This window comes from Martinezella multihospitum (genome assembly GCF_900094585.1).
Lineage (GTDB): Bacteria > Pseudomonadota > Alphaproteobacteria > Rhizobiales > Rhizobiaceae > Rhizobium > Rhizobium multihospitium.
The window spans coordinates 382,503-408,842 of sequence record NZ_FMAG01000003.1; the positions used below are offsets into that span (position 1 = coordinate 382,503).

Annotated in this window: 28 protein-coding genes and 1 tRNA gene; 17 read left to right on the forward strand and 12 right to left on the reverse strand. The window is 60.2% G+C overall.

Annotated features, from left to right (window positions below):
* Positions 1 to 52: 52 nt before the first annotated feature.
* On the reverse strand, positions 53 to 1,294 hold the full coding sequence (locus GA0061103_RS13445; RefSeq protein WP_092711908.1) for an ROK family transcriptional regulator: 1,242 nt from the start codon (positions 1,292 to 1,294) through the stop codon (positions 53 to 55).
* A 221-nt stretch (positions 1,295 to 1,515) separates the two neighbouring features.
* Between GA0061103_RS13445 and xylF the strand changes: the two genes are divergently transcribed.
* The 5 genes from xylF to GA0061103_RS13470 all read left to right on the forward strand — a co-directional run bounded on the left by xylF (position 1,516) and on the right by GA0061103_RS13470 (position 5,758).
* Complete coding sequence (gene xylF, locus GA0061103_RS13450; protein WP_092711910.1) at positions 1,516 to 2,556, forward strand: D-xylose ABC transporter substrate-binding protein; 1,041 nt, start codon at positions 1,516 to 1,518, stop codon at positions 2,554 to 2,556.
* A gap of 291 nt (positions 2,557 to 2,847) precedes the next feature.
* Positions 2,848 to 4,161: a sugar ABC transporter permease gene (locus GA0061103_RS13455; RefSeq protein WP_092711912.1), complete on the forward strand. Its 1,314-nt coding sequence runs from the start codon at positions 2,848 to 2,850 to the stop codon at positions 4,159 to 4,161.
* Between the two features lie 15 nt (positions 4,162 to 4,176).
* Positions 4,177 to 4,959 carry an ATP-binding cassette domain-containing protein gene (locus GA0061103_RS13460; protein WP_069612788.1) on the forward strand — a complete coding sequence of 261 codons (783 nt, stop codon included), beginning with the start codon at positions 4,177 to 4,179 and terminating at the stop codon, positions 4,957 to 4,959.
* 160 nt (positions 4,960 to 5,119) lie between these two features.
* A tRNA-Arg gene (locus tag GA0061103_RS13465) sits at positions 5,120 to 5,193 on the forward strand.
* Positions 5,194 to 5,299: 106 nt separating this feature from the next.
* Entirely contained in the window at positions 5,300 to 5,758 is a 459-nt protein-coding gene (locus tag GA0061103_RS13470; protein WP_092711914.1) for a DUF6538 domain-containing protein, read from the forward strand.
* A 16-nt stretch (positions 5,759 to 5,774) separates the two neighbouring features.
* Here GA0061103_RS13470 and GA0061103_RS13475 read toward each other — a convergent pair whose 3' ends face one another.
* Entirely contained in the window at positions 5,775 to 6,161 is a 387-nt protein-coding gene (locus GA0061103_RS13475) for a hypothetical protein (protein ID WP_092711916.1), read from the reverse strand.
* 102 nt (positions 6,162 to 6,263) lie between these two features.
* Between GA0061103_RS13475 and GA0061103_RS34750 the strand changes: the two genes are divergently transcribed.
* Positions 6,264 to 6,890 carry a hypothetical protein gene (locus tag GA0061103_RS34750; protein ID WP_141694431.1) on the forward strand — a complete coding sequence of 209 codons (627 nt, stop codon included), beginning with the start codon at positions 6,264 to 6,266 and terminating at the stop codon, positions 6,888 to 6,890.
* 92 nt (positions 6,891 to 6,982) lie between these two features.
* Here GA0061103_RS34750 and GA0061103_RS13480 read toward each other — a convergent pair whose 3' ends face one another.
* Positions 6,983 to 7,294 carry a hypothetical protein gene (locus GA0061103_RS13480; protein ID WP_092711918.1) on the reverse strand — a complete coding sequence of 104 codons (312 nt, stop codon included), beginning with the start codon at positions 7,292 to 7,294 and terminating at the stop codon, positions 6,983 to 6,985.
* A gap of 300 nt (positions 7,295 to 7,594) precedes the next feature.
* Complete coding sequence (locus GA0061103_RS13485) at positions 7,595 to 8,695, reverse strand: porin (RefSeq protein WP_092711920.1); 1,101 nt, start codon at positions 8,693 to 8,695, stop codon at positions 7,595 to 7,597.
* A 380-nt stretch (positions 8,696 to 9,075) separates the two neighbouring features.
* On the opposite strand from GA0061103_RS13485, the gene GA0061103_RS13490 reads away from it, so the two are divergent.
* Positions 9,076 to 9,537, forward strand: coding sequence for a cupin domain-containing protein (locus GA0061103_RS13490; protein WP_092711922.1), 462 nt, complete (start codon positions 9,076 to 9,078; stop codon positions 9,535 to 9,537).
* Here the strand turns inward: GA0061103_RS13490 and GA0061103_RS13495 are convergent.
* Entirely contained in the window at positions 9,534 to 10,052 is a 519-nt protein-coding gene (locus GA0061103_RS13495) for a GNAT family N-acetyltransferase (RefSeq protein WP_092711924.1), read from the reverse strand. The two genes, GA0061103_RS13490 and GA0061103_RS13495, sit on opposite strands and share 4 nt — an antisense overlap.
* Before the next feature lie 19 nt (positions 10,053 to 10,071).
* Positions 10,072 to 11,067: a LysR family transcriptional regulator gene (locus GA0061103_RS13500; RefSeq protein ID WP_092711926.1), complete on the reverse strand. Its 996-nt coding sequence runs from the start codon at positions 11,065 to 11,067 to the stop codon at positions 10,072 to 10,074.
* A 120-nt stretch (positions 11,068 to 11,187) separates the two neighbouring features.
* Between GA0061103_RS13500 and GA0061103_RS13505 the strand changes: the two genes are divergently transcribed.
* Positions 11,188 to 12,588, forward strand: a complete 1,401-nt coding sequence (locus GA0061103_RS13505) for an MFS transporter (RefSeq protein ID WP_092711928.1) — start codon at positions 11,188 to 11,190, stop codon at positions 12,586 to 12,588.
* 32 nt (positions 12,589 to 12,620) lie between these two features.
* Here GA0061103_RS13505 and GA0061103_RS13510 read toward each other — a convergent pair whose 3' ends face one another.
* A complete protein-coding gene (locus tag GA0061103_RS13510; protein ID WP_092711930.1) occupies positions 12,621 to 13,892 on the reverse strand; it encodes an RNA polymerase sigma factor in 1,272 nt (423 codons plus the stop codon).
* 31 nt (positions 13,893 to 13,923) lie between these two features.
* Entirely contained in the window at positions 13,924 to 14,316 is a 393-nt protein-coding gene (locus tag GA0061103_RS13515) for a YciI family protein (protein WP_069612795.1), read from the reverse strand.
* Positions 14,317 to 14,673: 357 nt separating this feature from the next.
* On the opposite strand from GA0061103_RS13515, the gene GA0061103_RS13520 reads away from it, so the two are divergent.
* Together GA0061103_RS13520 and GA0061103_RS13525 are read left to right on the forward strand one after the other, a co-directional pair.
* Positions 14,674 to 15,051: a VOC family protein gene (locus GA0061103_RS13520; protein ID WP_092711932.1), complete on the forward strand. Its 378-nt coding sequence runs from the start codon at positions 14,674 to 14,676 to the stop codon at positions 15,049 to 15,051.
* A gap of 279 nt (positions 15,052 to 15,330) precedes the next feature.
* Positions 15,331 to 16,038: a phosphatase PAP2 family protein gene (locus GA0061103_RS13525; protein WP_245304748.1), complete on the forward strand. Its 708-nt coding sequence runs from the start codon at positions 15,331 to 15,333 to the stop codon at positions 16,036 to 16,038.
* Positions 16,039 to 16,049: 11 nt separating this feature from the next.
* Here the strand turns inward: GA0061103_RS13525 and GA0061103_RS13530 are convergent, their stop codons facing one another.
* The gene (locus tag GA0061103_RS13530) at positions 16,050 to 16,436 is read right to left on the reverse strand and encodes a response regulator (RefSeq protein WP_092712795.1); all 387 of its coding nucleotides are present in this window, start codon (positions 16,434 to 16,436) and stop codon (positions 16,050 to 16,052) included.
* Positions 16,437 to 16,664: 228 nt separating this feature from the next.
* Between GA0061103_RS13530 and GA0061103_RS13535 the strand changes: the two genes are divergently transcribed.
* On the forward strand, positions 16,665 to 18,344 hold the full coding sequence (locus GA0061103_RS13535) for a phosphoethanolamine transferase (protein ID WP_092711936.1): 1,680 nt from the start codon (positions 16,665 to 16,667) through the stop codon (positions 18,342 to 18,344).
* A 57-nt stretch (positions 18,345 to 18,401) separates the two neighbouring features.
* On the opposite strand, the gene GA0061103_RS13540 is transcribed toward GA0061103_RS13535, so the two are convergent.
* On the reverse strand, positions 18,402 to 18,779 hold the full coding sequence (locus GA0061103_RS13540) for a cupin domain-containing protein (RefSeq protein WP_092711938.1): 378 nt from the start codon (positions 18,777 to 18,779) through the stop codon (positions 18,402 to 18,404).
* Between the two features lie 214 nt (positions 18,780 to 18,993).
* On the opposite strand from GA0061103_RS13540, the gene GA0061103_RS13545 reads away from it, so the two are divergent.
* The 5 genes from GA0061103_RS13545 (at position 18,994) to GA0061103_RS13565 (ending at position 22,864) form a co-directional block, all read left to right on the forward strand.
* Entirely contained in the window at positions 18,994 to 20,031 is a 1,038-nt protein-coding gene (locus tag GA0061103_RS13545) for an LLM class flavin-dependent oxidoreductase (RefSeq protein WP_092711940.1), read from the forward strand.
* Between the two features lie 149 nt (positions 20,032 to 20,180).
* A complete protein-coding gene (locus tag GA0061103_RS13550; RefSeq protein ID WP_092711942.1) occupies positions 20,181 to 21,080 on the forward strand; it encodes a MurR/RpiR family transcriptional regulator in 900 nt (299 codons plus the stop codon).
* Between the two features lie 121 nt (positions 21,081 to 21,201).
* Positions 21,202 to 21,948, forward strand: a complete 747-nt coding sequence (locus tag GA0061103_RS13555; protein ID WP_092711944.1) for a COG4280 domain-containing protein — start codon at positions 21,202 to 21,204, stop codon at positions 21,946 to 21,948.
* Positions 21,945 to 22,151, forward strand: coding sequence for a hypothetical protein (locus GA0061103_RS13560; RefSeq protein ID WP_092711946.1), 207 nt, complete (start codon positions 21,945 to 21,947; stop codon positions 22,149 to 22,151). Before GA0061103_RS13555 ends, GA0061103_RS13560 begins: the two co-directional genes overlap by 4 nt.
* A gap of 131 nt (positions 22,152 to 22,282) precedes the next feature.
* A complete protein-coding gene (locus GA0061103_RS13565; protein ID WP_092711948.1) occupies positions 22,283 to 22,864 on the forward strand; it encodes a histidine phosphatase family protein in 582 nt (193 codons plus the stop codon).
* Between the two features lie 88 nt (positions 22,865 to 22,952).
* Here GA0061103_RS13565 and GA0061103_RS13570 read toward each other — a convergent pair whose 3' ends face one another.
* The gene (locus tag GA0061103_RS13570; RefSeq protein ID WP_092711950.1) at positions 22,953 to 23,888 is read right to left on the reverse strand and encodes a phytanoyl-CoA dioxygenase family protein; all 936 of its coding nucleotides are present in this window, start codon (positions 23,886 to 23,888) and stop codon (positions 22,953 to 22,955) included.
* 133 nt (positions 23,889 to 24,021) lie between these two features.
* On the opposite strand from GA0061103_RS13570, the gene GA0061103_RS13575 reads away from it, so the two are divergent.
* Positions 24,022 to 24,885 carry a helix-turn-helix domain-containing protein gene (locus GA0061103_RS13575; RefSeq protein ID WP_092711952.1) on the forward strand — a complete coding sequence of 288 codons (864 nt, stop codon included), beginning with the start codon at positions 24,022 to 24,024 and terminating at the stop codon, positions 24,883 to 24,885.
* Here the strand turns inward: GA0061103_RS13575 and pdxR are convergent.
* On the reverse strand, positions 24,875 to 26,299 hold the full coding sequence (gene pdxR / locus GA0061103_RS13580) for a MocR-like pyridoxine biosynthesis transcription factor PdxR (RefSeq protein WP_092711954.1): 1,425 nt from the start codon (positions 26,297 to 26,299) through the stop codon (positions 24,875 to 24,877). The genes GA0061103_RS13575 and pdxR overlap by 11 nt on opposite strands.
* Between the last annotated feature and the right edge of the window lie 41 nt (positions 26,300 to 26,340).

Consider the following 26,340-nt stretch of genomic DNA (forward strand, 5'->3'; position numbering starts at 1 on the left):
AGCTGGCGAAGCAGCGGTCAGGCACATGCCCACGTCCTGCCTTTATCGCTTCTCAACCCGCCTGATCGCGCAGCTCCACAACCGAAGCTCCCCTCTTCACGATATCATTGTCGATGATCGAGAATGCGCGGTTCAGATGTCCTTCGAAGACGAGCGTCGGCTCGTCGACGATAACGCGCAGCTCCGGCATGCCCTCCATGCGCACGACATGCGATTCCGCCAAGCCTTCGATTATGCCCTCGATCAGCAGATCATAGTAGCGTACGCCCGGCCCCGTGATGACGATCGGCATCCGCTCGTGCAGGCTCAAGACACGCGAAAGGCCATTGCCGAGCGCCAGGCCGGCCTGGCGAAAGGCCAGCACGTTGCGGCGCCCGCCGTGACGCGCGCTCGCGGCGATCTTGTCGAGCTCGGCGATCGGAACGAACTTCGCCGGGATCGTGTCGAGCGGCACATCGAAGGCCGTGCGCAGCATGGCGTAGAAACCGGCATAGGCCTCGATGCATCCGCGCGCGCCGCAGCGACAAAGGCCCCCGCCCGGCACATGCATCATATGCCCGAAATTCGGCGCCGATATCTGATGATTGCCTTCATGGTCACGGCGCACGATGCCAAGCCCGATGCTGTGGCCGAGTGACAGCGCCGCCATTGCGCGGAAATCGCCGCGCGTATCGATTTCTTCCTGCCGCCCAAGTGCCGCGGCCACCAGAAGGGTCTCGTTGCCGAGAATGACCTGCGCCGACCATTCGTCGCGAAGTACGGCGGCGAAATCGATTTCCTCACGCCCGAAGATCGGCGACCATCGCAGCACCGGCTCCGAAGCATCGACGAGCCCCTTGCTGCTGATCGAGATCATCAGCACCTTGTCGCGCGGCAACTGCGAGCGGGTGACGATCCGGTTCAGGGCATCGCGCAATCCGGCCACGAAGTGCTCGACACCCGTGGCGTTCTGCTGCCTGTCTTCGGTAAAGCGGTCGATCAGCCGACCGGTATAATCGACGAGCGAATATTGCACGGCATCCGACGAAATGACGACGACGATCAGATAGCCGCAATCGCGCCGCTGCGAAAACAGGACACGCGGCCTCCCGCGGCCGCTGGCAGCCTGCTGTTCCGCCTTTTCGATGATCTGCGCCCGCTCCAGATCCGCCGTGATGACGGATACGGTCGCGGAGGAGAGCTTTGTGAAATCAGAAAGCTCGGTATGGGCAAGCGGGCCGTGCCGACGCAGCGCCGACAAGACCAAAGCGCTGTTCTTTTGACGGACCAATTCGGTGCTCGATTTGGCCAGCATCGGCAAACTCCCTGCTCATTCAACCTCCTCCTCCGCAGCCTTGATAGCTTTTTCGGACGACCGATGAAACCTCGCAGTGCGGGTGTTGACAGCTGAAAAAATCTCTGACACTAAATTTCTCGACTGTCGAGAAAAAAGTCCAAAGCTTTTCTTGTCAGCATTTTCGCCGCGGCCGACGGGAGTTCAGGATACGTGCGGTCGCATTCAATCGGGAGGATCACATGAAAGCTTTCATCAAGCTGGCTGCGGGCGCGGCCATCGTTTTGACCATGCAGACGGCTGCCTTCGCCAAGGATCTCGTCGTCGGCGTTTCCTGGTCGAACTTCCAGGAAGAACGTTGGAAGACGGATGAAGCAGCCATCAAGAAGGCGCTCGCAGCTGCCGGCGCCAAATACATTTCCGCCGACGCACAGTCGTCCGCTTCCAAGCAGCTGACCGACGTCGAGTCGCTGATTTCGCAGGGTGCCAATGCCCTCATCATTCTCGCACAGGATTCCGACGCCATCGGCCCGGCCGTTGAAAAGGCTGCGGACGAAGGCATTCCGGTTGTCGGCTACGACCGCTTGATCGAAAATCCGGCCGCCTTCTACATCACCTTCGACAACAAGGAAGTGGGCCGCATGCAGGCTCGCGAAGTGCTGAAGGCAAAGCCGCAAGGCAACTACGTCTTCATCAAGGGCTCGTCGTCCGACCCGAACGCCGACTTCCTCTTCTCCGGCCAGATCGAAGTGCTGAAGTCCGCGATCGACGCCGGCAAGATCAAGAACGTTGGCGAAGCCTACACGGACGGCTGGCTGCCGCAGAACGCACAGCGCAACATGGAGCAGTTCCTGACCGCCAACAACAACAAGGTTGATGCGGTCGTCGCCTCCAACGACGGCACCGCCGGCGGTGCAGTCGCTGCTCTCGACGCCCAGGGCCTCGCAGGCTCCGTCCCGGTTTCCGGCCAGGATGCCGACAAGGCTGCCCTGAACCGCATCGCGCTCGGCACGCAGACCGTTTCGGTCTGGAAGGACTCGCGTGAACTCGGCAAGCGCGCCGCCGAAATCGCCCTCGCTCTTGCCGGCGGCAAGACCCAGGACCAGATCGAGGGCGTTCAGACCTTCAACGGCGGCCCGAAGCACGTCGCCATGAAGTCGGTCTTCCTGACCCCGATCCCGATCACCAAGGACAACCTCAACGTCGTCATCGACGCTGGCTGGATCACCAAGGCTGAAGCCTGCCAGGGCGTCAAGGCCGGCAGCGTCGCTGCCTGCAAGTAAGCACCCGGCTTGACGGGTTGACCCGAAGATAATGCCGACGCCGCAAGGGGCTTTCCGTTGCGGCGTCGAATGCGGATAAGAGGCCCGCAACTCCACCCAGAACGGGGTGAAGGCTTCCCGCATGTGTTGCGTCATCGCATATCCGATCGGCCTGCCGGATGGCGGTCGTGGAACCGGGAGAAACCGGATGGGCGAGCGATGACGTCTATTGTGACCAGCGCGGATACTGCCCAGCGATCAAGAAAGAGCATTCGCGGGCCTGCGCCCAACAAGTGGGAGAACGGCAAAGCGATGGCCGACATGACACATTCCACAACATCGAGCGGTCCGCGCAAGGCAGAAGAAGGGGCGTTCACGCGCTTCCTGCGCGCCACCGAAATCGATACGCGCCTGCTTGGCATGATCGGCGCGCTGCTGATCATCTGGATCGGCTTCGACGTCTATACCGGCGGCCTCTTCCTGACCCCCAGAAACCTCTGGAACCTTTCCGTTCAGACCTGCGAGATCGCCGTGCTGGCAACCGGCATGGTGCTCGTCATCGTCACGCGCAACATCGACCTTTCCGTCGGCTCGCTCCTCGGCTTCGTTGCCATGATCATGGGTGTCATCCAGGCGAAATACCTGCCCGCCTATCTCGGCTTCGACAGTTCCTGGACCTGGGTCATCACGCTGATCTGCGGCCTCGCCGTCGGCACGCTGCTCGGTACCTTTCAGGGCGTCATCATCGCTTTCCTGAATGTCCCCTCCTTCATCGTCACCCTCGGCGGCCTTCTCGCCTGGCGCGGCCTTGCCTGGTACGTCACCAGCGGCCAGACGGTCGCTCCGCTCGACGCCACCTTCCGCATCATGGGCGGCGGCGCCGAAGGCTCGATCGGCGCGACATGGAGCTGGATCCTCGGCGTGCTCGCCTGCGTCTTCATCGTGCTCGGCATCATCGGCGGACGTCATCAGCGCAAGCGCTTCAACTTCCCGCGCCGGCCGCTCTGGGCGGAATATTTCCTCGCCATCCTCGGCTCCGCCCTCGTGCTCATCACGATCTACGTCTTCAACATCTATTACTGGCCTGTCGGCATCGCGAAGAAATACGCGACCGAGCACAACATCCCCTGGCCGGAAACCGGGCTCGATATCCCCTACGGCATCGCCGTTCCCGTGCTGATCGCCGTCGGCATCGGCATCATCATGACCTTCATCGCCACCCGCCTGCGCTTCGGCCGCTATGTCTTCGCGATCGGCGGCAATCCGGAAGCCGCCGAACTCGCCGGCATCAAGACCCGCTGGGTGACGGTGCGTATCTTCGCGCTGATGGGCTTGCTTGCGGCGGTCGCCGCGGCGATCTCCACCGCCCGCCTGAACGCCGCCGCCAATTCGCAAGGGACGACCTACGAACTCTTCACCATCGCTGCGGCCGTCATCGGCGGCACGTCGCTTGCCGGCGGCAGCGGCACCATCGCCGGCGCCATGCTCGGCGCCCTGGTCATGCAGTCGCTGCAATCGGGCATGGGGCTCGCCAATGTCGACACGCCGATCCAGAACGTCGTCGTCGGCGTCGTGCTCGTCATCGCCGTCTGGCTCGACATCGTCTACCGCTCGCGCGCCAAGTAAAAGGAATTCTGAACCATGACGGATCAAACCACTCCGCTTGTGGAAATGAAGAACATTTCCATCTCCTTCGGCGGCATCCACGCGGTCGACAATGCCTCGGTCGATCTCTACCCCGGCGAAGTCGTAGCGCTCCTCGGCCATAACGGCGCCGGCAAGTCGACGCTGATCAAGATCCTCTCCGGCGCCTACAAGCGCGACAGCGGCGATATCCTGATCAACGGCGAGCCTGCCGATATCCGCAGCCCGCGCGACGCCAAGAAATACGGCATCGAGACGATCTACCAGACGCTCGCCGTCGCAGACAATGTCGACGCGGCCGCCAACCTCTATCTCGGCCGCGAGCTGCAGACCCGCTGGGGCACGCTCGACGACGTCGCAATGGAAGCCAAGGCCCGCGAAGTGATGGGGCGCCTCAACCCCAACTTCAAGCGCTTCAAGGAGCCGGTGAAGGCGCTCTCCGGCGGCCAGCGCCAGTCGGTCGCGATCGCCCGTGCCATTCTCTTCGATGCCCGCATCCTGATCATGGACGAGCCGACCGCGGCGCTCGGCCCGCAGGAGACGGCGCAGGTCGGCGAGCTCATCAAGCAGCTGAAGAAGGAAGGCATCGGCATCTTCCTGATCAGCCACGACATCCACGACGTCTTCGACCTCGCCGACCGCGTTTCGGTCATGAAGAACGGCCAGGTCGTCGGCCACGCCCGCACCGAAGACGTCACCAAGGACGAGGTGCTGGGCATGATCATCCTCGGCAAGGTGCCGCCAAAGGCCACCCCCGGCCCCGGCGCGATGAAGGAATGAGCCGATACCGCCCATGACAACAAGGCCGCGCGCCCAAAGCCGCGGCCTTACCGCACCAAAACGTCCGATCTCACGCTTTCCTGAATTTTCCTGATTGAAGCCAAGCGCTTCCTAGGCTAAGAACCAGCCATCGGACAGGCGATTCAGGTCGTCACGGCATGCACCCGTAGCTCAGCTGGATAGAGTGTTGGATTCCGATTCCAAAGGTCACAGGTTCGAATCCTGTCGGGTGCGGTTCCGTTTTCCTAATGCATAGAAAGCTCAAAACATCTAAGCTTCCAAGACCTTAGCAATAGCCCGCTACTTCGCATGGCTAGAGCACAAGGGTTGGACACATTCGATGGCAGGACTGAGTTTCATGCAGTGCAGACCATCCGGTATCTACGAGTTTCGCAGACGACTTCCGCAGGCACTTGCCGGCAAGCCGGCTCCGGAGCACGTCAAAAGACAGCTCTCCGAGTTGATCAATCCGGCCACCGGAAACTTCAAGCAGTACCTTTCTGTCTCGCTCCGTACGAATGACCAAAAGCTAGCCAAACGCCGAGACCTAGACGAGGCCCGCCGTGTGACTGATCTTTTCGATTGGGGTCTCAAGCTTGTGCAAAATGGGCAGCCCCCTGCCGCAACCACCCGCTCAGAAAACCTGATGCCCTCCCCTGAGGAAATCGAAGCGCACTTCCTTCATGCTCTGCTCGAAGCTGACGAGAAGGAACGCAACGAGGGCGACATTAGACGCTATCTTCAGACTAGAGCGGAACGCTCGCAGTGGCCCGACCTGGATGACGCTCGGATAACCTGATCTGGTCCCTAGCCTCCTACGGACAGCGAAAAAGCAGCAGGAAGAACACACCGGGAAACAGCATCATGGGGAACAACACGGCATTCGAGATGTATGGCAAGAGGCGTGTGCGCTTTGGCTTTTTCCGGCTTCTAGGCTTCTGAAGGGGACCATAAGGGCCTTCCCCGATTGATTGGAAATAATAGTAGCCGACCACCATATGCAGCAACAGAGCAATGGCGGTAATCGATAGCAACACAACTGTATAGGCCCATGGGTTTGCAGAGCATTCGACTTGCCTGTCACCAATGTTCAGACCGGTAGCCATCCAAACGATTCCCGCAACTGGAAGATAGGCAATCAGGTAGATGACCCCGAGGTAGGCGGCGGCACCCTTGCCTGTCGGATCACTGGGTAACTTCATGGCTGGCACATTCTGTTGAGCGACTTGGCTTTCTAGTTGATCGCCTTTGGGTTGATGTCACTAGATGTGAGCGCTCGTCGCCCTCTCCGCAAGAGGTGCTCCATGGCATTCTTTGTGCTCCCGGAAAGTGAGCCCTTTGGCTATTGCCTTAGACCCCATCTCCTCATCCGTGAAGTAGCTATTGGGTTAGCTATCCGGCTAGGCATTGGGGTAAACGTTAGACCGAAGATACGTGCCCTTCTGAATGGAAATCGAGACTTCCAAGCACTTCTAAAAGCCGCGACCAAAGGGCCACAAAATACGCCGTCGAACACCAATAGCCGTTCGGACCTTGTCAATAAATTGAATGCTCTCCGCATTTACATTTCGGAACTCGAACGAGAGGTCATCAGTTCTGAGCGCAACGTTGGCGTCGGACATAACAATCCTCCGGAACTTTTAGCGAACGGCGAGCTGCACCGGAGCGAGTTCGAACAGGTCCGGCAAGATATTCAAGCAATTGAAGAAGAAGTTGGCAAAGAGGAGCCAAACACAGAAGCCGTAAATCGGCATATAAATAGTCTTATGAAAATTGGCCTAAAGGTCGCACTTTGGGTCGGAGAACGTGTAACCAAATTTACTGACGCCAGCCTCACAGTGTTGGCACCTATTGTAGTGGCTAAAGCTACAGGCCTTGCTCCCGTTTTATTCGATGCAGTCGCGGCCGCATCAAGGTTTTTCATAAATTGAGATAGAGAAGCATGGATCACGCGCCGGCAGGAGAGATCTCCCGCCGGGCCGATGTTCTGCCTTTACGAGCTGGTTAGCCTTGTACCACCGGCTTAGTGGTTCTTGTTCGGGCCCTTGCCGGTGGTGAAGCTGCAGGTCTTGATCTTGCAGCTGGGATCGTCACTCGTTGGAACGCTGGCGCTGGCCATTGAACCCTGTCCGAGGCACGCCATCGAATTCGAGACGGTGCGGTTGTACATCATCATGCCGGGATGATGAGACGGGTACCTCAGCACGATCGAGCCTTCCTGTGCCATCTTCTCATGCACGGCTGCACAGGTCATCGACTTGGAATTATAGGCCGACATGGCCATTGCGTTGGTGGACATCAGTCCGATTGCCGCAAGTATGATAATCGTCTTCATGGGGCTTCCTTTGGTGGCACCAAATAGCGTTAGAAAGGATGAGATATCCCTTCATTAGCTTTACATTTATGACAGTGAGCCGACTTCCCTTTGTCAGCTGTATGGGTCGCGATCGTGAACGATCGCTCGGCAAGCTCGTGGTTCAGATACGCTCGAGCTGAAAGCCGCTTCGCCTTGCATCATGCCGATTGGCAGCATGCTGGCGACTAGGTTTTCCAATCACCTCGGAGTGAGGCAAGCAGGGCCTGATGCGAATACCAGGCCCCATTTCGGATGAAGGTCAAGCCAAGTCGACCGACCTTAGAAGGTCCGCTCGAAGCGCAGGATACCCGAGAAGGTATCATCGCTCGGCAGATCATAGTGAACGTAGGTGAACTCCGGCTCGACCAGCAGGTTCTTGACCGGGTTGAACTTGACGTTGGTCGTTGCCTCGAAGATCTTGGAGTCGGTATAGGCAAGCTGAACGTTCCACTTCAGCTTGTCGTTGATCGGAACGCCGACACCACCCCAGACTGCCCAGTCACCCCAGCCGCACTTTGCACCGTGAACGACGCCGTCGGAGGTTGTGCAGGCCGAGACGTTCTGGTTCGAGCCGGCATACTGGTTGAGCTTGTCGCCATCGGTATTCCAGCCGCCCATCAGGAAGGCCGTGAGGAAACCGAAGTCCGCGTCGACACGAGCCTTGATGGCGCCTTCCTCGACGATCGAGTCGTAGCCGCCGACAACCTTGAAGCCGAACATGCCGGCCTTGTAGCCGAGACCGGCGACAACGTTCGGAGCATAGTGGTCAGACTTCGAAAGCTGCCAGCTGCCGCCATAGGCGCTGGTGGTCGTGCCGGAATTGCTGTCTTCGAGCGAGATGACGCCCGTGAAGCCCGTGCCGCTGTCGTAATTATAGGTGAGCTGGTTCAATTCATACGGACCGTCATAGATGACGTCGTCCTGGATCACATCGCCGGCATAGCCGACGAACTGGTTGTACTGCGAATCCGTCTTGCCGACGGTGAAGCCGCCAAGGGTAATGTAGGCCCACAGCAGATTGGTGGAGGTCGCGCCGCCGTCGTTCCAGTCCCAGCGAACGATGGTTTCGGTCTTCAGCGGACCATATTCGGTGTCGGTCGCGGTATTGAGGTTCAGTTCGGCGCGGGTATGCCACTTGGTGCCGAAGTTGCTGTCGCGATTGTAAGGATCTTTCCACTGGCCTTCGGTGCGAACCTTGCCGCCGACCCGCAAGCAGGTCTCAGTACCGGGTATGAAGAAATAGCCGGCGCCGAACGCATCGCAGATACGCACGTATTCCAGCGGCTCCGGTTCGGCAGCGACGATGGCGTCGGCCGCGTGAGCGCCGGATACGACGCAGAGGGCCGCAGCCGAGCCGATAAGCAAGCTCTTGATGTTCATGGTAACTCCATTCTTCAAACGAACTTGCGCGAGATACGAACCTGGGGGGCCGTCCGACATCAAGTTTCAGTGGCTAGCCTGAAGCACAACGCTTCGCTTCCGAGCAGGAAGTTGCGATTGCGATCTCGCTTTTACAAGGATCGAAATGAGGGACCCAACATATGTGACAGCATGTACATATACTGTGTTGCCTAAACGACGCACATGTGTACGGACGATGACAGATGCATGACAAGAAGCGGCAAATAAAGGTGGTTTGCCAGGCACTTTGCGAGGATATAATGCTGGATGGGATGCTGGACTGACCGGGATAAATCTTGGTAGCATCTGAACTGCGCAGACAGCATATCCACCCTTGGCAAATCGCAGGCAGGATCATCATGCCGAAGATCGATGTTGCAGCCGTGCCGGAAATCAAGGGCACGCGTTATCCCGCTCCTTTCAATGATCGCTCCACCGAGCGCGTCAGGCAGCGACTAGGCGATGCCGGCGGCCTCAGGGATTTCGGCGTCAACCTGATGCGGCTGCCGCCGGGCAACTGGTCGAGCCAGCGGCATTGGCATTCGGAGGAGGATGAATTCGTCTACGTGCTGGAAGGCGAACTGACGCTGATCGAGGACGATGGCGAGACAGTGCTGCGCGCCGGCGACTGCGCCGCCTTCCCAAAGGGCTCCGGCAACGGCCATCACTTGGTCAACAAGTCGAATAGCACGGCAATCTATCTCGAGGCCGGCACGCGCTCGCCAACGGACCTCATCACCTGCTCGGACGTCGACATGATGAGCTCCAGCACGGACGGCCGTTTCGTGCACAAGGATGGCATGCCCTATCCGGACGGCTAGTCCTGTTCGCCGGCGCTCGCTACCGGCAGCTTGCAGGACAGAAGATGAGTCGGAGCGCCATGCAGCATGACTTCCCGCTCGAAACCGAAACCGCATTTCTCCAGAACGCGACGAGAGGCAAAATTGACGGGCCGTACCAGCCCGATAACGCGTTTCGCCCGCAGATCATGGCAGGCAAAAGCCAATGCCTCCGTCACCAATTCCGTTGCATAACCGCTTCCCCAATAATCGGGGTGCAGGTGGTAGGAGAGATTGAGCCCCTCGAATTCCGTCGAGACGGTAACGCCGCCAAAACCGATCAGCCGTCCTTCCGTTTCGATCGTCCAGCGCCCGAAGCCGTTCACGCGCCAGTGGGCCTGATCCCGAGCGAGCCGCCGGGCGCTTTCCGCAGGCGAATCCGGCGTCGGGTCGGGTCGATGGACGACCAGTTCCGGCCGCGCAAACAGCGCGGTGACGAAATCGAGATCCCGCTCCTCCGGCATGCGCAGGGACAGGCGCGGCGTATGCCGGATCATCGTTCCTCCCCTCGAAACATCATACCGCCTCGGCAAGTTCAGGCGGATCGTAGCAGCAGGCATCCTTTGACACGCCTATAGTGCAGCCGCTTGCCGCCAGCGCATCCTGCACGACTCCCACCGTAAGGCGACGCAGCCATACCGAGCGGCTGTCGGCCTGATCGACGCGCCGATAGAGCATCGTCACCGGATCGGCCGGCAATTCGAATGGCGGCTTCGAAATCGTCAGATTGTGCAGCTGCGCCATGCAGCGGGCAATGGATTCCGGAACGGTGGCAATCGCCGGAATCGCTTGCAATGTTGTCGGCAGGGCCGAAAAGCGCGGCGCAGTCGCCACGATCTGACGGCTATGACCAAGCCGCGCCAAGGCAGCATCCACATTCGTCGATATGGTGCCTTCAATGGATACGATCACATGCGGCGCGCTGGTAAAATGCTTCAGGCTGAGCGGTGCGGCACATTTCAGATGACGGCTGTCGTAAATGCAGAGCGACGCCTGTTCGAACAGCGGCGCCCGAACATGCCAGGAAGCCGGCTCGTCATGCACGGAGATGCTGAAATCATAGGCGCCCTCGTCGAGCAGGCGCGCGGCATCCCGCCTGTCGAAGGCCACGCTGACCAGCCGCGCGTTCGGCGCCTGCTGACGCAGCCTTGCCACCAGCGGCCCGAAAAAGGACGATTCGAGATTGTCGCACATGCCGACGCGGAACTCGCCGTGCCAGTTCGCGGGATCGAAGGCGGCGGGCGGGCGAATGGCCCGCTCAATGCCGGAAAGCGCATCCTCGATCGCCGGCGCGATGGACAGCGCCCGCGGCGTCGGCTGCAGACCGCGCCCGACGCGCACGAACAACTCATCATCCAGCGTCTCGCGCAGCCGGCGAAGGGCCGCGGAAAGACCCGGCTGGCCAAGCAGCAGACGCTCCGCCGCGCGGCTCACATTGCGCTCCTGCATCAGCACGGAAAAGGCGAGCAGCAGATTGAGATCGATTTTTCGAAGTGTCGCGTCATTCATCATCGCCAGTAATACCTGACATGGTTACTATCAATTTGCAATAGGGTTTGAAGATGTACATTTTCTCGTTCCCTGCCGCTTTCAACCTCCCAAGAGGTGGCAGCCTAGAAAGGAACGAACCCGATGACTTCTTCCCAAACTCGAAGCGGGGCGGGATTGGCGTTGCTGCTTCTATGCGCCGCCAACTTCCTCGACGCCATGGACGTCTCCACCATTGGGGTGGCCCTGCCCGCAATCCAGAAAGAACTCGGCATGCAGGCAACCTCGCTGCAATGGGCCGTCAGTGCCTATGTGCTCGGCTATGGCGGCTTCCTGCTGCTTGGCGGCCGCGTCGCCGATCTCTTCGGCCACCGCCGCGTCTTCCTCTGGTCGCTCGGTGTCTTTGCCGCCGCCAGCATTGCCGGCGGCTTCGTCGACAGCGCTCCGACCCTGATCGCCGCGCGTCTCATCAAGGGCATTGCCGCGGCCTTCACCGCACCGGCAGCACTTGCGCTTCTTCTCTCTGTCTTCGGCGAAGGAAATGCGCGCGCCAAGGCGCTCGGCGTCTTCTCCTCCACCGGTGCTGCCGGCTTCGTGCTCGGTATGGTGCTGGGTGGAGCGGCAACCCTCATCAGCTGGCGTGCAACCCTCGTCATGGGGGCTCCCGTCGCCATCCTGGCGCTGATCGTTGCCCCGCTCGTCCTGCCCGCCGACCATAAGCGCAGCGGCCCGAGTGCCCGCTTCGATTGGGCCGGCGCCCTGACGATCACCCCCGGCCTGCTGCTCTTCGTCTTCGGCGTCACCAATGCCGCCGCCGATGGCTGGCAGGCCTTCGCGACTTGGGGCTCGCTCCTTGCCGCATTGATCCTGATCCTGTTGTTCCTGGTCGTGGAGTCGCGCCATCAGGATCCGATGGTGCCGCTTGCCATGTTCCGTCGCACCAAGCTCAGCCATGCCAATGCCGTCGCGGCGCTGTACCAGGGTGCCTATGTCGGCTTCCAGTTCATTGCGACGCTCTACTACCAGACCGTCGTCGGCTGGTCGGCCTTCGCCACCGGCTTTGCTTTCGCCATCGGCGGCACCTGCGTCATGTTCCTGGCACCGCGCTTTGCAACGATAGGTCAGAACCGCGGTACGACCCTGCTGATGACTTTCGGCGTGGGATTGCAGGCCATTAGCTATCTCTTCTGGGTGCTGTCGGCCGGGCATATCGATACGATGGTGCTCGTCGCCATTTCGCAGCTCCTGCTCGGCGTCGGCTATGCCATGACCTATCCGTCGATCCAGGTTGCAGCCCTCTCCGACGTTGGCGACGATGAATCCGGCCTGGCTTCGGGCATGCTGTTTGCCTCCTTCCAGATCGGTGGCGGCATCATCCTGGCGGCGGCGTCAGCCGTCTTCAGTGCGGCTCCGAGCTTCGGCTGGAATCCCTATATTGCCGGCATCGGTTTCGTGACGATCCTTGCTGCCGCCATTACGCTGCTCGCCGCCGTCGGCCCGCGCTCATCCGCGGCAAGGGCCACGAATTATCAGGCTGCAGAATAGTTCGAAGCAGGATGACCCGCCGCTCCGGCGGGTCAATCCTTCCCGGCGCCCACGGCTTCGGCAGCGCGGCGCATCAGGAAATCACGCTCTCTCTGATTTTCAGCAAGCGCGGCCGCCGTCTCAAAGGCTCGCCGCGCTTCGTCATATCGGCCGAGCTTATAGAGAAGATCGCCGCGAACGCTCGGCAGAAGATGATAATCCTTCAGCGCAGGCTCATCGTGGAGACCATCGATGATCTCCAATGCCACCTCGGGACCCTCGGCCATGCCGACGGCAACAGCGCGATTGAGTTCGACGATCGGGGAAGGAACAAGCGCGGCAAGTTCCGCATAGAGATCGGCAATCCGCCTCCAATCGGTTTCATCGGCCGTTCTCGCTCTCGCATGACACGCGACGATCGCGGCTTGCAAGGCATAGGCCCCGCCCGCACCACCAAGCTCATGTACCCGTCGCAAGGCCTGCAGACCTCGCTGGATCTGCAGTCGATCCCAGCGGTCACGATTTTGATCGAGCAGCAGGATCGGATTGCCGGCGGCATCCGTCCTGGCCGCCGAGCGGGACGCATTCAGTTCCATCAGGGCCAGCAATGCATGTGCCTCCGGCTCCTGCGGCGCCACGGATGTCAATATTCGTCCGAGCCGTAGCGCCTCGTTGCACAATTGCAGCCGAAGCCAGTTTTCGCCCCGCGCCGCCGTATATCCTTCATTGAAGATCAGATAGACGACCTCCAGCACCGAGGCGAGGCGCTGAGACAGCTCCTCCCCGTATGGCGTTTCATAGGAAAGTCCCGATTCCGACAATGTCTTCTTGGCGCGAACGATGCGCTGCGCGATCGTCGCTTCCGAAACCAGAAACGCTCTGGCGATTTCCTCGGTCGTCAGACCGCAGATCATCCGCAAAGCGAGCGCCACCCGTGCCTCGCGCGAGATCAGCGGATGGCATGCAGTGAAGATCAAGCGCAGCATTTCATCGCCGATATCGTCATCGAGAGGGGTGTCCAGGTCGGGCATGATCTGCTCTTCCTCCTCCATCTCTCGAACGATCATCTCGTGCTTCTGGTCGAGCATTCGCCGACGACGCAAATGGTCCAGCGCCCGGCGCCTGGCAGTGGTCATCAGCCAAGCGCCGGGCCGCTCGGGGATGCCCGTTTCCGGCCACCGCTCCAAGGCGACAACTAGCGCTTCCTGTGTCAGATCCTCAGCCAGCGGCACGTCGCGCAGCAATCGCGCCAAGCTGGTGATGAGCCGCGGTTGTTCGATCCGCCAGACGGCCAGGATTGCTCGATGGGTGCCGGCGGCTGTCAAGGCCGCCCGCCCCGGCTACGAACCGAAAGCATCATGCCCTTGCTTCGGCGAGCGGGTCGCATACACCTTCGGCATTTGGCTCGAAATAGGCGCGCACCTCACACGTGCCTTCCCAACCGGGCATGAAATCCTTGTGCAGCTGCATGAACTCGACCGCCAGCGCCACGGCCTCTTCCTTGCTCTGCAGTTCGAAGATGGCGTAACCGCCGACGACCTCTTTGGCCTCCACGAAGGGGCCGTCGACAACACTCAGCTTGCGATCCTTGATCGTGACGCGGGCGCCCGTCGCAAGCGGCATCAGCCCTGCCGTATCGATCATGCGGCCGGCCTTGATTTCCCGATCGGCAAGCTTGTGCATGGCCTCGGCAAGCTCCGGCGTCGGATGCATGAAATCGGTGGATGTGACGATAGACATGAAACGCATGGAAGTGTCCTCCGGAAGCGAGGCGCCGGCACCATTGCCGTCCAATAAACTCGCTCATATTGACGACGAAGCAGCTCTTTGGAAATCGACAGTCGCTTTGAAAAATTCGGATCACGGCCGAACATCGACAAATCTCTCCGATCCGCTTATCTCACCGGGAGCCGCACCCTTCGACCACTTATAGACGAAGCATCCGGATCAAGCGACCAGACAGCCCATCGCTTCGTTTTGTTGACTTCCCATGACCGTTGCAAGATGGTGAGACGAACTCGACCTGCGGACTTTCGAAAGCTGGCGCTTCTCCAGGAGCGTGCCTTCCGCAAAGCTCCACAGACAACACGGCAGGAGCTTGTTTTCATGTTCGACCATATTTCGATCGGCGTCAAAGACCTGGCGCGGGCGCAAAAATTTTATGACGCAGCCCTTTCTCCCCTTGGCTACGAGCGCGTCACCAACTTCGACGGCACGGTCGGATACGGTGCGGAGCGTGCTCAGTTCTGGGTCAGTGAGGTGGAACGTCCCGTTCCCGCCGATCGCGGTTCCGGCCTGCATTTCTGTTTCGTGGCACCAAGCCAGACAGCCGTCGACGCCTTCCATGCCGCCGGCATCGCCAATGGCGGCGAAGACAACGGCAAGCCGGGCATCAGGCCGGACTACAGCCAGTTCTACTACGCCGCCTTCGTCATCGATCCCGATGGCTACCGGCTGGAAGCCTATTTCAAGACCGGCGAATAGGTCGCCGCGCATAACAGAGACATAACAGAGAAAGGCACCGTCAACCCACCCTTATCAATCGAGTGACGCTATCGAGCCTCAGGGCTTTCGTAACCGCTTGGTCTTCAGGCTGGCGTCAGGCTTCTGTCATAAAAGACGCCTGATAGTGGCCGTCGGATGTCGATACAACGCGGACGGGCACTCGTTTTGAACCTGTTCGGACAGTGGTCAGCGTCTACGATGTACGACAACTCCATTGCTTACACAAAACGGACCGCGCCTGTCAGCAGATCCTTTTTTGTGTTTCTCGCGCTCTTTGCGCTCTGGTGGGTGCTGCTGTTCGTCTTCTATCGATTTCCCGATATCGACCTCGTCGTCGCGAAGAGTGTCTTCACTGCTAAGCCCTGCGCATCCGCCGTCATTCCGGGTCAAGTCTGCGGCGTCTTTGCTCTGGCTAAGAACCGTGTCTTCGAGATCGTGCGGGATGTGACGCTCGCCCTGCCCTATATCGCCATCGTCGTCCTGGTTGCCAAGCTGATTTCGTCCTGGCGCAAATTCGGCGCAGGCTGGCGGACGCTGAAAACGGATCGGTACATCGCTGCACTGATATCGCTCGCCATCGGCTGCGGCCTCATCGTCAACACGCTGCTGAAGAGCTACGGCGGCAGGCCGAGACCACGCAGCACGGATCTCTTCGGCGGCTCGCTGGATTTCGTCCAGGCGGGCTCGTTTGCCGGCCGGTGTCTTGGAAACTGTTCCTTCGTCTCCGGCGAGGCGTCGTCCGGCGGCTGGCTGCTTTGCCTCGTCTTGCTGCTGCCGCCGCGCCTGCGTTTTCCGCTCGGCATTCCCCTTGCGGTCGTCTCGATCATGATGCCGATCATGCGCGTGATGACCGGAGCCCACTATCTGTCAGACGCGGTCCTAGGCTGGCTCTTGTCCCTGGTGGTCTTTGCCGCAGCCATTGCTGTCATCGATCTCCTGCGGTCGGGAACGACAGCCAAGCCCTGAAAACCGTCGGCTCAGCCCGCATTGCGCATGCGGATCAAGCGGCTGCGTCTTGCGGCCTTGCGCACGCGAACCGCCATCTCGCTTAGCGCAAAGGGCTTCACGAGATAGTCGACGGCGCCGATATTCATGGCCCTCATCTGGTCCGACAGCTGGTCATAGGCCGACATGACAATGACCGGGGTCGTTTCCCCGCGCGCTTCCATGAGCTTGAGCAGATCGAGGCCGCTGCCATCGGGTAAGCGAAGATCAAGGAGCATCACGTCATGGGCTTCGGCCGCGACGGCGACCCTGGCGGATTCCAAATCCATGGACCAGTCGACTGACCATCCGTCCGCGCGCAGATGATCCTGTACTGCATTGCCTATGAGTATATTGTCTTCGACCAATAGAAGCCGCACGATTGCATCCCCAGTTGCAATCAAGCAGCTATGATGCCTATTTCTGACGGCGACCTGAACTCCGGATATGAAGCCGGCAAAAAAGACGACAACCGGAAACAGGCCCGAAATAGCCCTGCACAAAAGCTTGTCATTCAGGTAAATGTCAGGATTGGTGACCATGGTGGCCGGCTTCAACAGCCAAGCGCACCTGCAGTGATGGGTTTACAGGCGCCCAGCCGATAGCCCATGCCTCGGAGACAACCATTGACCAGCGAAAAAGCATCATCTGGCCGACAGATATTCAGGCCAGCAATTGGCAGTGTCACATTGTGCCTTATAGCCACGCTTTATGTACTTCTTGTGACAAACAGGATGTTCTGGGCGAAGTCCTATGGCTATTTTATCGCTGAGCCAGCCGCTTTTGCTGCCTTCGTCATGGGTATTTCCGCAGCCATCATGGCGCTCTTCACGCTCTTCTCGGCCAAATACGTCACGAAGCCGGTCCTGATCTTCTTCATTCTGGTGGCATCGGTATCTTCCTGGTTCAACGACCAGTTCGGCGTCATCATCGACAAGGAAATGATCCGCAATGCGGCCGTTTCGACGGGCGCGGAGAGCGGCCATCTGATCACGACGCGCTTCATCACCTATGTTTTGCTGACAGGCATCTTGCCGTCGCTTGTCGTCGCATGGGTCCGGATCGTCCATCGCCCGATCTTCAAGAAACTCGCCTACAATACCGCCGTCATCCTCGCCTGCTCGGCGATCTTCATCGCTGCTGGAACGACTTTCTATAAGACCTACGCTGGCATCGGCCGCGCTCACCGAGACATGATGGATACGCTTAATCCTGTGATGCCGATCACAAGCGCAGTGCGATACGTCATCGATGCGCAAAGGAATGCAAACGTCGTAGCACAGCCACTGGGCACGGATGCCCGCAGGGTCGGCGCCGTCGACCACGGCAAGCCGCGTGTGACGATCATCGTCGCCGGCGAGACGGCCCGCGCACAGAACTTTTCGCTCGGCGGCTACGCCAAGATGACCAATCCGGAACTGGCAAAACGCAACGTCGTCTATTTCCCGAATACGAGTAGCTGCGGTACCGCGACGGCCACCTCCATACCCTGCCTGTTCTCGGTCTACACGCGCCAACAATACAGCCATCGCAAGGGACTTGAGACGGAAAACCTGCTCGATGTGCTGACCCATGCCAAGGTCGATGTGACGTGGCTGGACAACGACACCGGCAGCTACGACGTCACCAATCGCGTTTCATATACCTTTCTGCCGCACTCTGCCGATCCGCGCTTCTGCCAGGACGGCGAATGCAAGGACGAGATCCTCGTCGACAAGGTTGACGGCTGGCTGGACAAGGTGAAGGGCGACAGCGTGCTGGTGCTGCACCAGCTCGGCAGCCATGGCCCGGCCTATTATCAGCGCTACCCGGAAGAATTCCGTCGGTTCCAGCCGGATTGCCGCTCCAACGACTTCAGCTCCTGCTCCCAGGAGGAAATCACCAATGCCTATGACAATACGATCCTCTACACGGATCACATCGTCTCCATGGTCATCGACAAGCTGAAGCAACGCTCGAACACGGTATCCGGCTCCGTGCTCTACTTCTCCGACCACGGCGAGTCGCTCGGCGAGAACGGCATCTATCTGCACGGCACGCCCTATATCATCGCGCCCTCACAGCAGACGCATGTACCAATGCTGGTATGGATGGCCGACGATCTCGCCAAGGCCGCCGGTTTCGATATGGCCTGCCTCGCCAAGCGCGCCGCCGAGGGCACCTACTCTCACGACAACATCTTCCACAGCGTTCTTGGCATGATGGACGTGTCGACAAAGATCTACGATCCAAGCCTGGATGTCTTCGCCGCCTGCCGCACGCCATCGAACAAGCTGGCGCTGAACTGATGGACTGGACAATGTCCGGCAGCCCTTTTTGACGGGCCGCCGGACCATCGGGATCGTTTAAAGACGCTTGGGCGCGCGGATCGTCCGCTCGTTTTCGACATTGCCGGTATTGAGCGTCGTATTGCGCTCGAACAGCACGACTTCGCAGGTTGGTTCGGCGACCGGACAATGCTCAACCCCATGCGGAACGATGAGGTATTCGCCAGGTCCAAGCACGAGGTCGCCGCCGTTTTCCTCGCGCAGCTTCATGCGCAGCGTTCCCTTGACAACGAGGAACAGCTCGTCCTCCTCTTCGTGATGGTGCCAATGGAAGGCACCCTCCAGCTTCGTGAGCTTGACCTGGAAATCGTTGATATCGCCGCCGATGCGCGGGCTCCATGTCTCATCGAAGGCTGCAAAGGCTTTGGTAAGATTAACCTTTTTCAGTGCGACCATATGTTTCCTCCTTGATCCAACTGCGCTCAGGTCGAAGCTAATATTGGCGCGAGTGTCACTGATCGCAACGTCGGCGTTGCCGAATATCGCCGGTTGCCATCGGCATATCGAATTCTTCGAAGATTTCAGCCGAAACTTTCCGGGTAGTGGATGGCCGGGAGCGACACTACATGCTGTCTCAACATCATCATTTCGACACATGACAGGAAAAATCATGACGACAAACAATGTCGAATTCGGACTCGATACTTTCGGCGACGTGACCTTTGACGACAAGGGCACCCCGTTGCCGCATGCGCAGGTCCTTCGCAACGTCGTCGAGGAAGGCGTCCTTGCCGATCAGCTCGGCATAGATTTCTTCGGCATCGGCGAACATCACCGCGAAGATTTCGCGGTCTCCTCGCCCGAGACGATCCTCGCAGCCATCGCCAGCCGCACATCGAAAATCCATCTCGGATCGGCCGTCACCGTGCTGAGCTCGGATGACCCGATCCGCGTCTTCCAGCGCTTTTCCAGCCTGAACGCGGTCTCGAACGGCCGCGCCGAGGTCATTCTCGGCCGCGGCTCGTTTACGGAGTCCTTCCCGCTGTTCGGCTTCGAGCTGTCGCAGTACGAGCAGCTCTTCGAGGAAAAGCTCGATCTGTTCGCGGCCCTGCTCAAGAATGAGCCGGTGAACTGGCAGGGCAGCATCCGCCCGCCGCTGCGCAATCAGAAGGTCTTCCCGACCATCGAAAGTGGTCAGCTGAAGACCTGGATCGGTGTCGGCGGCAGCCCGGAATCGGTGGTGCGTGCGGCTCACTACGATCTGCCGCTGATGCTGGCGATCATTGGTGGCAGCCCCTATCGCTTCCAGCCCTACGTCGACCTTTATCACCGCGCCTTCGAGCAGCTCGGCAAGCCCGTGCGGCCGATCGGCATCCATTCGCCGGGCTACATCGCCGAAACCGATGAACAGGCTCGCGAAGAGCTGTGGCCCTGCTTCAAGGCAATGCGCGACCGCATCGGCCGCGAACGCGGCTGGCCGCCGATGACGCGGGCCGAGTTCGACAACGAAATCGAAAAGGGCTCGCTCTATGTCGGCTCGCCCGAAACGGTCGCCGCCAAGCTTGCGCCGGTGGTCAAAACGCTCGGCATCAGCCGCTTCCAGCTGAAATACAGCGCCGGCGCACTCGGCCACGACAAGATGCTGCGCTGCATCGAGCTCTACGGCCAGAAGGTGATCCCGGCCGTGCGAGCTGCTTTGGCGGAATAGTCGCGGCTAGCTCCCCGCGCTTGCCTTTCAACGCGATCAAAAAGGGCGCTTTGCAACACAGCAAAGCGCCCTTTGTTTTGCGCTGTCATTCTTTTGCAGCAAATGCTACAGATAATATAATTGGTAGCATTCACTACAAAAGATATCCAATGGCAGAAACGACGCAGAAACCTCACACTTTTGAAGACCGCGTTTTTGCCGTGATCGAGACGCTGGCGCCGGCCGAGCAACGCATTGCCCGCTTCTTCATCGAGCAGAAGCAAGCCGCGCTGTTGAATTCGGCCGCCCAGATCGCGCAGCTCGCCGGCACCAGCGACGCCACGGTCGTCCGCACGGCGCGCAACCTCGGCTTCGAAAGCCTGTCGACATTGCGGGCCGCCCTGCTTGAGGAGCTGACCGGAACACCCTCACCAAGCACGCGGATGCGGCGTACGCTGGCCGAAACGGGCAGTCAGTCCGGCGACGCGCTTCGCCATGTCGTTGCCATCCATGCACAGGCATTGGATATCCTGCAACGCGCGGAATTCGTCGCAAGCTTCGAACATTGCGTCGATATTCTCGCGGGCGCCGCCCGGCGCCACATCTTCGGCATCGGCCCCTCGGGCGCCATGGCGGATTATGCCAGCCTTCAGTTCAACCGCATTGGCCTGCCGACCAATGCGCTCTCCGCTTCAGGGGTCGCGCTTGCCGATCGCATGCTCTGGATCGGAGCAGGCGACGCAGTGCTGGTCATGGCCTATGCGCCGCTCTATCGCGAAGTCGAGGTGCTGCTCGACCATGCCGGCAAGCATGGCGTCCCGGTCATTCTCATCAGCGACGATCTCGGCCTGCTCACGGCCGACAAGGTGGCCGAAGTCCTGCCCGTCCCGCGCGGCAACGCAGGCCATCTCGCCCTGCATGGCGGCACGCTGGTCCTGATCGAATCCTTGATCGTCGCGCTGGCCGCAAAAGGCAAGGATGCGGCCATCGACAGCCTCGATCAGCTCAGCCAGCTACGTGGCGCAATAGACAAATCCTGGAGCAAACGCGGCACGAGGAAACGCAAGTGAATGGCAACCAGATCGCCAAGCCGCAGTGCCTTATGCATGAGCTCATCCGGCACATGAAGAAGAACGATCCAGAAAATACCATACGCATTCAAAGCCCTAACCGAATTTCGGGAATCAACTCATGAACAGCCTCACACCCATTCTCTCTACGGTGACGGCATCCTTTCTCGGCTCCTTCGTCGAGGTCGTGGAAGCCTTCACCATCGTCCTTGCCGTCGGCGTCACGCGAAGCTGGCGTCCTGCGCTAACCGGTGCAGCCCTTGCCCTTGCGGTGCTCGCCGCCCTCGTTCTCATCTTCGGACCGCTGCTGGCGCTGATACCGATCGAAATCCTGCAGTTCGTCGTCGGCGTTCTCCTCATCCTGTTCGGTATGCGCTGGCTGCGCAAAGCCATCCTCCGTTCGCTCGGGGTCATAGCCTTGCATGACGAAGAAGTAGCCTTCTCGAAAGAAACGGCAGCCCTGCAGGCGCAGTCCACCGATCGCCGCGCCGACTACCTTGCCGGCCTCGCCGCCTTCAAGGCGGTACTGCTGGAAGGGGTCGAAGTGGTGTTCATCGTCATTGCCGTCGGCGGCGCGCATGGCCTGACACTCTACGCCGGCCTCGGTGCGCTTGCCGCCTTCGTGCTGGTCATGCTGATCGGTCTGCTGGTCCATCGCCCGCTCGCTACCGTGCCCGAAAACACCCTCAAATTCGTCGTCGGTTTGATGCTGACGAGCTTCGGCATCTTCTGGACCGGCGAAGGCATCGGTGCGCACTGGCCAGGAGAGGATCTCGCCTTGGTCGCCATCTTCGCGATCGTCTCGCTCGCCTCCTACGCCATCATCCGCTCCATGCGCGGCAACGCAACAGCAAAGGCAGCCCAATGACCGTCCTTCGCATCGCGCTCTCCGAGCTTATCGGCATGTTCATCGATGACGGCAGCCTTGCCACGCTCTGCCTCGTCCTCATCCTCGTCATTGCCGGCGCGGTAGAGTTTCTCGCCATGCCGCCGCTGGCGGGCGGGCTTCTTCTCTTGCTCGGCTGCCTCGCCATCCTGCTCTATAGCGTCCGTCGCGCCGTGAAACGATGAGATTCACAACCCTCGGCAAGAGCTTGGATTTGCAGAGGATTGTCACGACACTTACCGAACAGCCTTAACTCTCGACAGAATCCTTCGCAGATGCGAAGAATCCGGCACGTGACGCGAAAAGGAGAAACGGCATGAGCAGCGCCTATCCCGAAGTCTATCTGGTACGGCACGGACAGACCGAGTGGAGCCTTTCCGGCAGGCATACCGGCCGAACCGATATTCCCCTGACCGCTGCCGGCGAAGAGGCCGCCCGAACGGTTGCCGGCCGCCTGCCCGCGATCGATTTCGCTGCCGTCTGGTCGAGCCCGTCGCAGCGGGCGCAAAATACCTGTGCTTTAGCCGGCTTCGGCGACCGCCGTATCGTCAAGGACGATCTGGCGGAATGGGATTACGGCGCCTACGAAGGAATCACGACCAAGGCAATCCTTGCCGAACGCCCCGGCTGGCAGGTCTTTCGCGACGGCTGCCCGAATGGCGAGTCTGCCGCCGATGTCGGCGCCCGCGCCGACCGCATCATCGGCGAACTCCGCGGTATCAACGGCTCAGTCCTCATCTTTTCCAGCGCGCATTTCCTGCGCGTCTTCGCCGCCCGCTGGATTGGCCTGCCGCCGGAAGGTGGTGAGCATTTCATCCTCGATACCACGAGCATCAGCGTACTTGGCTACGAACACGATCTGACCGAGCCGGTCATCCGCCGCTGGAATGAGACCTAACGAAGCTTGGCACCGCGCCATATCTCCACAAATGGTTCGAGCGGCCATAGGCCGCTCGATGTGTTTCAGGAAGTCGTCTTTCAGCCGGTTACCAGGCCTTGAGGCCGAGCAACTTTTCGCCCAGCGGCGTCAGTTCCGCCGTCGTCGCATTGTGCTTTTCCCAGTCGCGGGGGTCCCCGGGAAAGGCGTCGCGCTTCGGGGAGTCCAGCTCCCGCCACAGGCGGATACGTTCCTCGCGCTCGACGACATTGTCGTATTCCGCCGGGTGCATGGAGATGTATTGCGCCATGCGGACGCGGTTGTCCGAATGGTTGGGGCGGACGCCATGAGCCAGCAGCGAGTTGAAGATCATCAGATCGCCCGGTTCCATGTTGATGTTGACGACCGAAAGACCCGTCATGTCGGGATGCATCGGATCGCGATCGTCCGGCTGCGTCTTCTCCCACTCATAGAAATGCTCGAAGAGCTCCGGCACGCACTGAAATCCGCCGACATCGCCATCCTGCTTCTTGAGGCTCAGAACGCCCTGGACGCCGATCGGCAGCGGACGGATCGAGGTGTCGACGTCCCAGTGGATGAAGCCGTTCGGATTGCCCTTCACCTTCTTCGGCGGATTGAGATTGGCACGATCGATGGTGACCCAGAGATCTTCTCGATCCCAGATGTCGACGAAGACATCGTAGATCCGCTTTTCCATGCGATTGTCCCAGAGATACTGGTGATTGTAGATCTCCAGCATGCCTGTATTGTTGAGTTCCTTCATCTTGTGCTCGCGCCGCTGCGGCGCATACCAGGTGGAAGGATCGTTCGGGTCCTTCTCGTCAAAACGCCACAAAACGTCGGCAAGCCGCTCGACATTGGCAGCCGGCACGGCCTGGCGCACGATCACATAGCCCTTCGTGATCCAATGCTGCCAATCGTCCTTCGACAGCACCCTGAGCGGCAATGTCTTCTGGATATCCTTCAATTGCGTGGTGACCGAGGATGCGGTCGGGTGCGCGTCTCGTTTCAAGGCAGGCTGCATCGGTTTCCTCCATCTTGGCTACCCCTTTGGTTTCGGGTGACAGGAAAAATGTAGCTCTAATCGGCGCAACGATGTTGCCCGGCTCTGGCCAGTTCTGATATTATTCTGGCCTCCCTAGTACTATGGACGCCCCATGAGGCCTTATCTCGAAGTTTTGCCCCGTTCGCCGGAAGCATCCTGGAGCATGCTGAACCGTAGGCTCGACGACTGCATTCCCTTCCAGTGGCATCACCATCCGGAATTCGAACTGACGCTGACACTGAACTCCATCGGCCAGCGCTTCATCGGCGATCACAGTGGCGACTATGAAGACGGTGACCTCGTGCTGGTTGGCCCCAATCTGCCGCATAGCTGGGTTTCTCGAGCCAAGATCGAGGAAGAAAAGCCGCATATCGCCCTGGTGCTCTGGTTCAATCGCGACTGGCTGCTGCAGATAACGGGCGGTGCCGTCGAATTCCGTTCGATCGAGGCGATGCTGCAGCGTGGAGACAATGGCCTGCGCTTCTCGCAGGCGACCTCCGCTGAGGTTCGCTCCGCCTTCGAAACCATTTTCGAAAAGCCGCCCGTCGAGCGCCTCCTGGCTTTGCTCGGCATTCTGGTGAGGGTCGCGGAAGATCGGCAGACAACACCGCTCGCCAGCGCACCGGCGCAGGCACCGGATCTCAAGGAAAGCCGCGAGCGCATCGACCGCGTGCTGACGCATATGCATCTTCACTATGCTCGCGCGATCAGCCTCGATGAGCTGGCCGATATCGCGGCCCTCAGCGTCTCCGGCCTACACCGCATGTTTCGCCGCCATACCGGCGGGACGATATCGGACTACCTCATGCGCATGCGCATCGGAGATGCCTGCGCCCGCCTCTCCTCCACAGATCAGGCCGTCCATCACATCAGCGACGCCGTCGGCTATGCCTCCCTTGCCAATTTCAACAGGCAGTTCAGGGCGCTGAAAGGCATGACACCGCGAGACTATCGGGCGATGTTCCTCAGGCGCTGACGAGCGTTGCCTCTAGCAGTCTGGCAATCCTCGCGGCCGCCGCATCGGCCGCCTGCACCTCCATGCGGGCAATGCCGAGCAGCAATCCCGGCCGCGCAGGCCCCAGATACAGCGCCGAGATCGGCCGCACCGCGAAGCCATTTGAATTGATCACACGCGCCGCGGCAAGATCATCGGTCGCGATGTTCCAGAACCAGCTTGCCAGCTGCAGCCCGCCACCACCCACTCCGATTTTCAGGCGATTGCCGCAATGGCGATCGAGCGCCGAGACGGTGGCCGCCATGCGCTCCGCATAGATAGCGTTCATGTGCCTCAGATGCGCACGAAACCGCCCCTCACGCATGAAATCGGCAAGTGCGGCCTGGATATGAACGGACACGACGGCGCCCCTGAGCCGCTGCGCCGCCTCGGTCGCCAGCAGAAGCCGCGAGGGAATGACGGCATAGGCGACCCGCAGGCCGGGCGCGAGCGTCTTCGAGAAGGTGCCGATATAGGCGACTACCTCGCCGTGATCGATGCCCTGCAGGGCGGCGATCGGGCGCGAGGCATACTGGAACTCGCTGTCGTAATCGTCTTCCAGCACGATCGCGCCGTTGGCGCGGGCAAATTCCAGCAAGGCGAGACGGCGCGGCAGGCTCATCGTGACGCCGGTCGGATATTGATGCGAGGGCGTAACATAGATCAGCCGCGGCGATGGCCCGGTTCCTCGCGCAATGTCGATGCCCTCGGCATCGCAGGGCACCGGCACCAAGCTGGCTCCCGCCATCCGCAGGATGGCCTGCGCGCTAGCATAGCCCGGGTCTTCCATCCAGACGATGTCGCCGGGATGATCGGGCTGAAGCAACACGCTCGCAAGCAGCCCGATTGCAGCACCCGTCGACGGCACGATCACGATCTGCTCGGGACGAGCGACCACACCGCGCGTTGACGAAATATGGTCGAGGATAGCCTCGCGCAGTTCGCGAACGCCGCCAAGATCGCTGTAGCCGAGATCATGCACTCGCAACGACCGGCCGCGAGCGCCGAGACAACGTGCCCAGGCGGCATGGGGAAAGGTCGAGACATCGGGCACCCCCGGCTCGAACAAACCTCCCTTTTTGAATTCCGTAACGCGAGGAAGCTTTGGCGGCGGCGGAGCGGCCTGACCCGATAATGGCGGCGTCTGGAAGGCGGCAACACGGGTCGCCGCACCTGATGTCGAGTGCAGATAGCCCTCCGCCTTCAGGCGATCATAAGCGTTGACCACGGTCGAGCGCGCAACGCCGAACGAAACAGCCATCGACCGCGTCGACGGCACGCGCTGCCCCGCCGGTAGCTGCCCCTGCAGGATACGCTCGCGCATCAGGCGATAGACTTGCCCCTCCAGATCACCCGAACTCCGATCGAGTGCCGGCCATTGCGCCACCGCTACCATGAAACCTCGACTGGTCTGCTAAAAATCAAAAAACTGGCCGT

What these genes read in the sequence shown, in the direction of transcription:
- GA0061103_RS13520 (WP_092711932.1), top strand. Translation starts at nt 14,674, where the DNA reads ATGTTCGACCATATTTCGATCGGCGTCAAAGACCTGGCGCGGGCGCAA.
- GA0061103_RS13545 (WP_092711940.1), top strand. Translation starts at nt 18,994, where the DNA reads ATGACGACAAACAATGTCGAATTCGGACTCGATACTTTCGGCGACGTG.
- GA0061103_RS13480 (WP_092711918.1), bottom strand. Translation starts at nt 7,294, where the DNA reads ATGAAGACGATTATCATACTTGCGGCAATCGGACTGATGTCCACCAAC.
- GA0061103_RS13495 (WP_092711924.1), bottom strand. Translation starts at nt 10,052, where the DNA reads ATGATCCGGCATACGCCGCGCCTGTCCCTGCGCATGCCGGAGGAGCGG.
- xylF (WP_092711910.1), top strand. Translation starts at nt 1,516, where the DNA reads ATGAAAGCTTTCATCAAGCTGGCTGCGGGCGCGGCCATCGTTTTGACC.
- GA0061103_RS13540 (WP_092711938.1), bottom strand. Translation starts at nt 18,779, where the DNA reads ATGGTCGCACTGAAAAAGGTTAATCTTACCAAAGCCTTTGCAGCCTTC.
- GA0061103_RS13490 (WP_092711922.1), top strand. Translation starts at nt 9,076, where the DNA reads ATGCCGAAGATCGATGTTGCAGCCGTGCCGGAAATCAAGGGCACGCGT.
- GA0061103_RS13515 (WP_069612795.1), bottom strand. Translation starts at nt 14,316, where the DNA reads ATGCGTTTCATGTCTATCGTCACATCCACCGATTTCATGCATCCGACG.
- GA0061103_RS13485 (WP_092711920.1), bottom strand. Translation starts at nt 8,695, where the DNA reads ATGAACATCAAGAGCTTGCTTATCGGCTCGGCTGCGGCCCTCTGCGTC.
- GA0061103_RS13555 (WP_092711944.1), top strand. Translation starts at nt 21,202, where the DNA reads ATGAACAGCCTCACACCCATTCTCTCTACGGTGACGGCATCCTTTCTC.
- GA0061103_RS13460 (WP_069612788.1), top strand. Translation starts at nt 4,177, where the DNA reads ATGACGGATCAAACCACTCCGCTTGTGGAAATGAAGAACATTTCCATC.
- GA0061103_RS13570 (WP_092711950.1), bottom strand. Translation starts at nt 23,888, where the DNA reads ATGCAGCCTGCCTTGAAACGAGACGCGCACCCGACCGCATCCTCGGTC.
- GA0061103_RS13500 (WP_092711926.1), bottom strand. Translation starts at nt 11,067, where the DNA reads ATGATGAATGACGCGACACTTCGAAAAATCGATCTCAATCTGCTGCTC.
- GA0061103_RS13565 (WP_092711948.1), top strand. Translation starts at nt 22,283, where the DNA reads ATGAGCAGCGCCTATCCCGAAGTCTATCTGGTACGGCACGGACAGACC.
- GA0061103_RS13505 (WP_092711928.1), top strand. Translation starts at nt 11,188, where the DNA reads ATGACTTCTTCCCAAACTCGAAGCGGGGCGGGATTGGCGTTGCTGCTT.
- GA0061103_RS13560 (WP_092711946.1), top strand. Translation starts at nt 21,945, where the DNA reads ATGACCGTCCTTCGCATCGCGCTCTCCGAGCTTATCGGCATGTTCATC.
- GA0061103_RS13535 (WP_092711936.1), top strand. Translation starts at nt 16,665, where the DNA reads ATGCCTCGGAGACAACCATTGACCAGCGAAAAAGCATCATCTGGCCGA.
- GA0061103_RS13550 (WP_092711942.1), top strand. Translation starts at nt 20,181, where the DNA reads ATGGCAGAAACGACGCAGAAACCTCACACTTTTGAAGACCGCGTTTTT.
- GA0061103_RS34750 (WP_141694431.1), top strand. Translation starts at nt 6,264, where the DNA reads ATGGCATTCTTTGTGCTCCCGGAAAGTGAGCCCTTTGGCTATTGCCTT.
- GA0061103_RS13475 (WP_092711916.1), bottom strand. Translation starts at nt 6,161, where the DNA reads ATGAAGTTACCCAGTGATCCGACAGGCAAGGGTGCCGCCGCCTACCTC.
- GA0061103_RS13455 (WP_092711912.1), top strand. Translation starts at nt 2,848, where the DNA reads ATGGCCGACATGACACATTCCACAACATCGAGCGGTCCGCGCAAGGCA.
- GA0061103_RS13575 (WP_092711952.1), top strand. Translation starts at nt 24,022, where the DNA reads ATGAGGCCTTATCTCGAAGTTTTGCCCCGTTCGCCGGAAGCATCCTGG.
- GA0061103_RS13445 (WP_092711908.1), bottom strand. Translation starts at nt 1,294, where the DNA reads ATGCTGGCCAAATCGAGCACCGAATTGGTCCGTCAAAAGAACAGCGCT.
- GA0061103_RS13470 (WP_092711914.1), top strand. Translation starts at nt 5,300, where the DNA reads ATGGCAGGACTGAGTTTCATGCAGTGCAGACCATCCGGTATCTACGAG.
- pdxR (WP_092711954.1), bottom strand. Translation starts at nt 26,299, where the DNA reads ATGGTAGCGGTGGCGCAATGGCCGGCACTCGATCGGAGTTCGGGTGAT.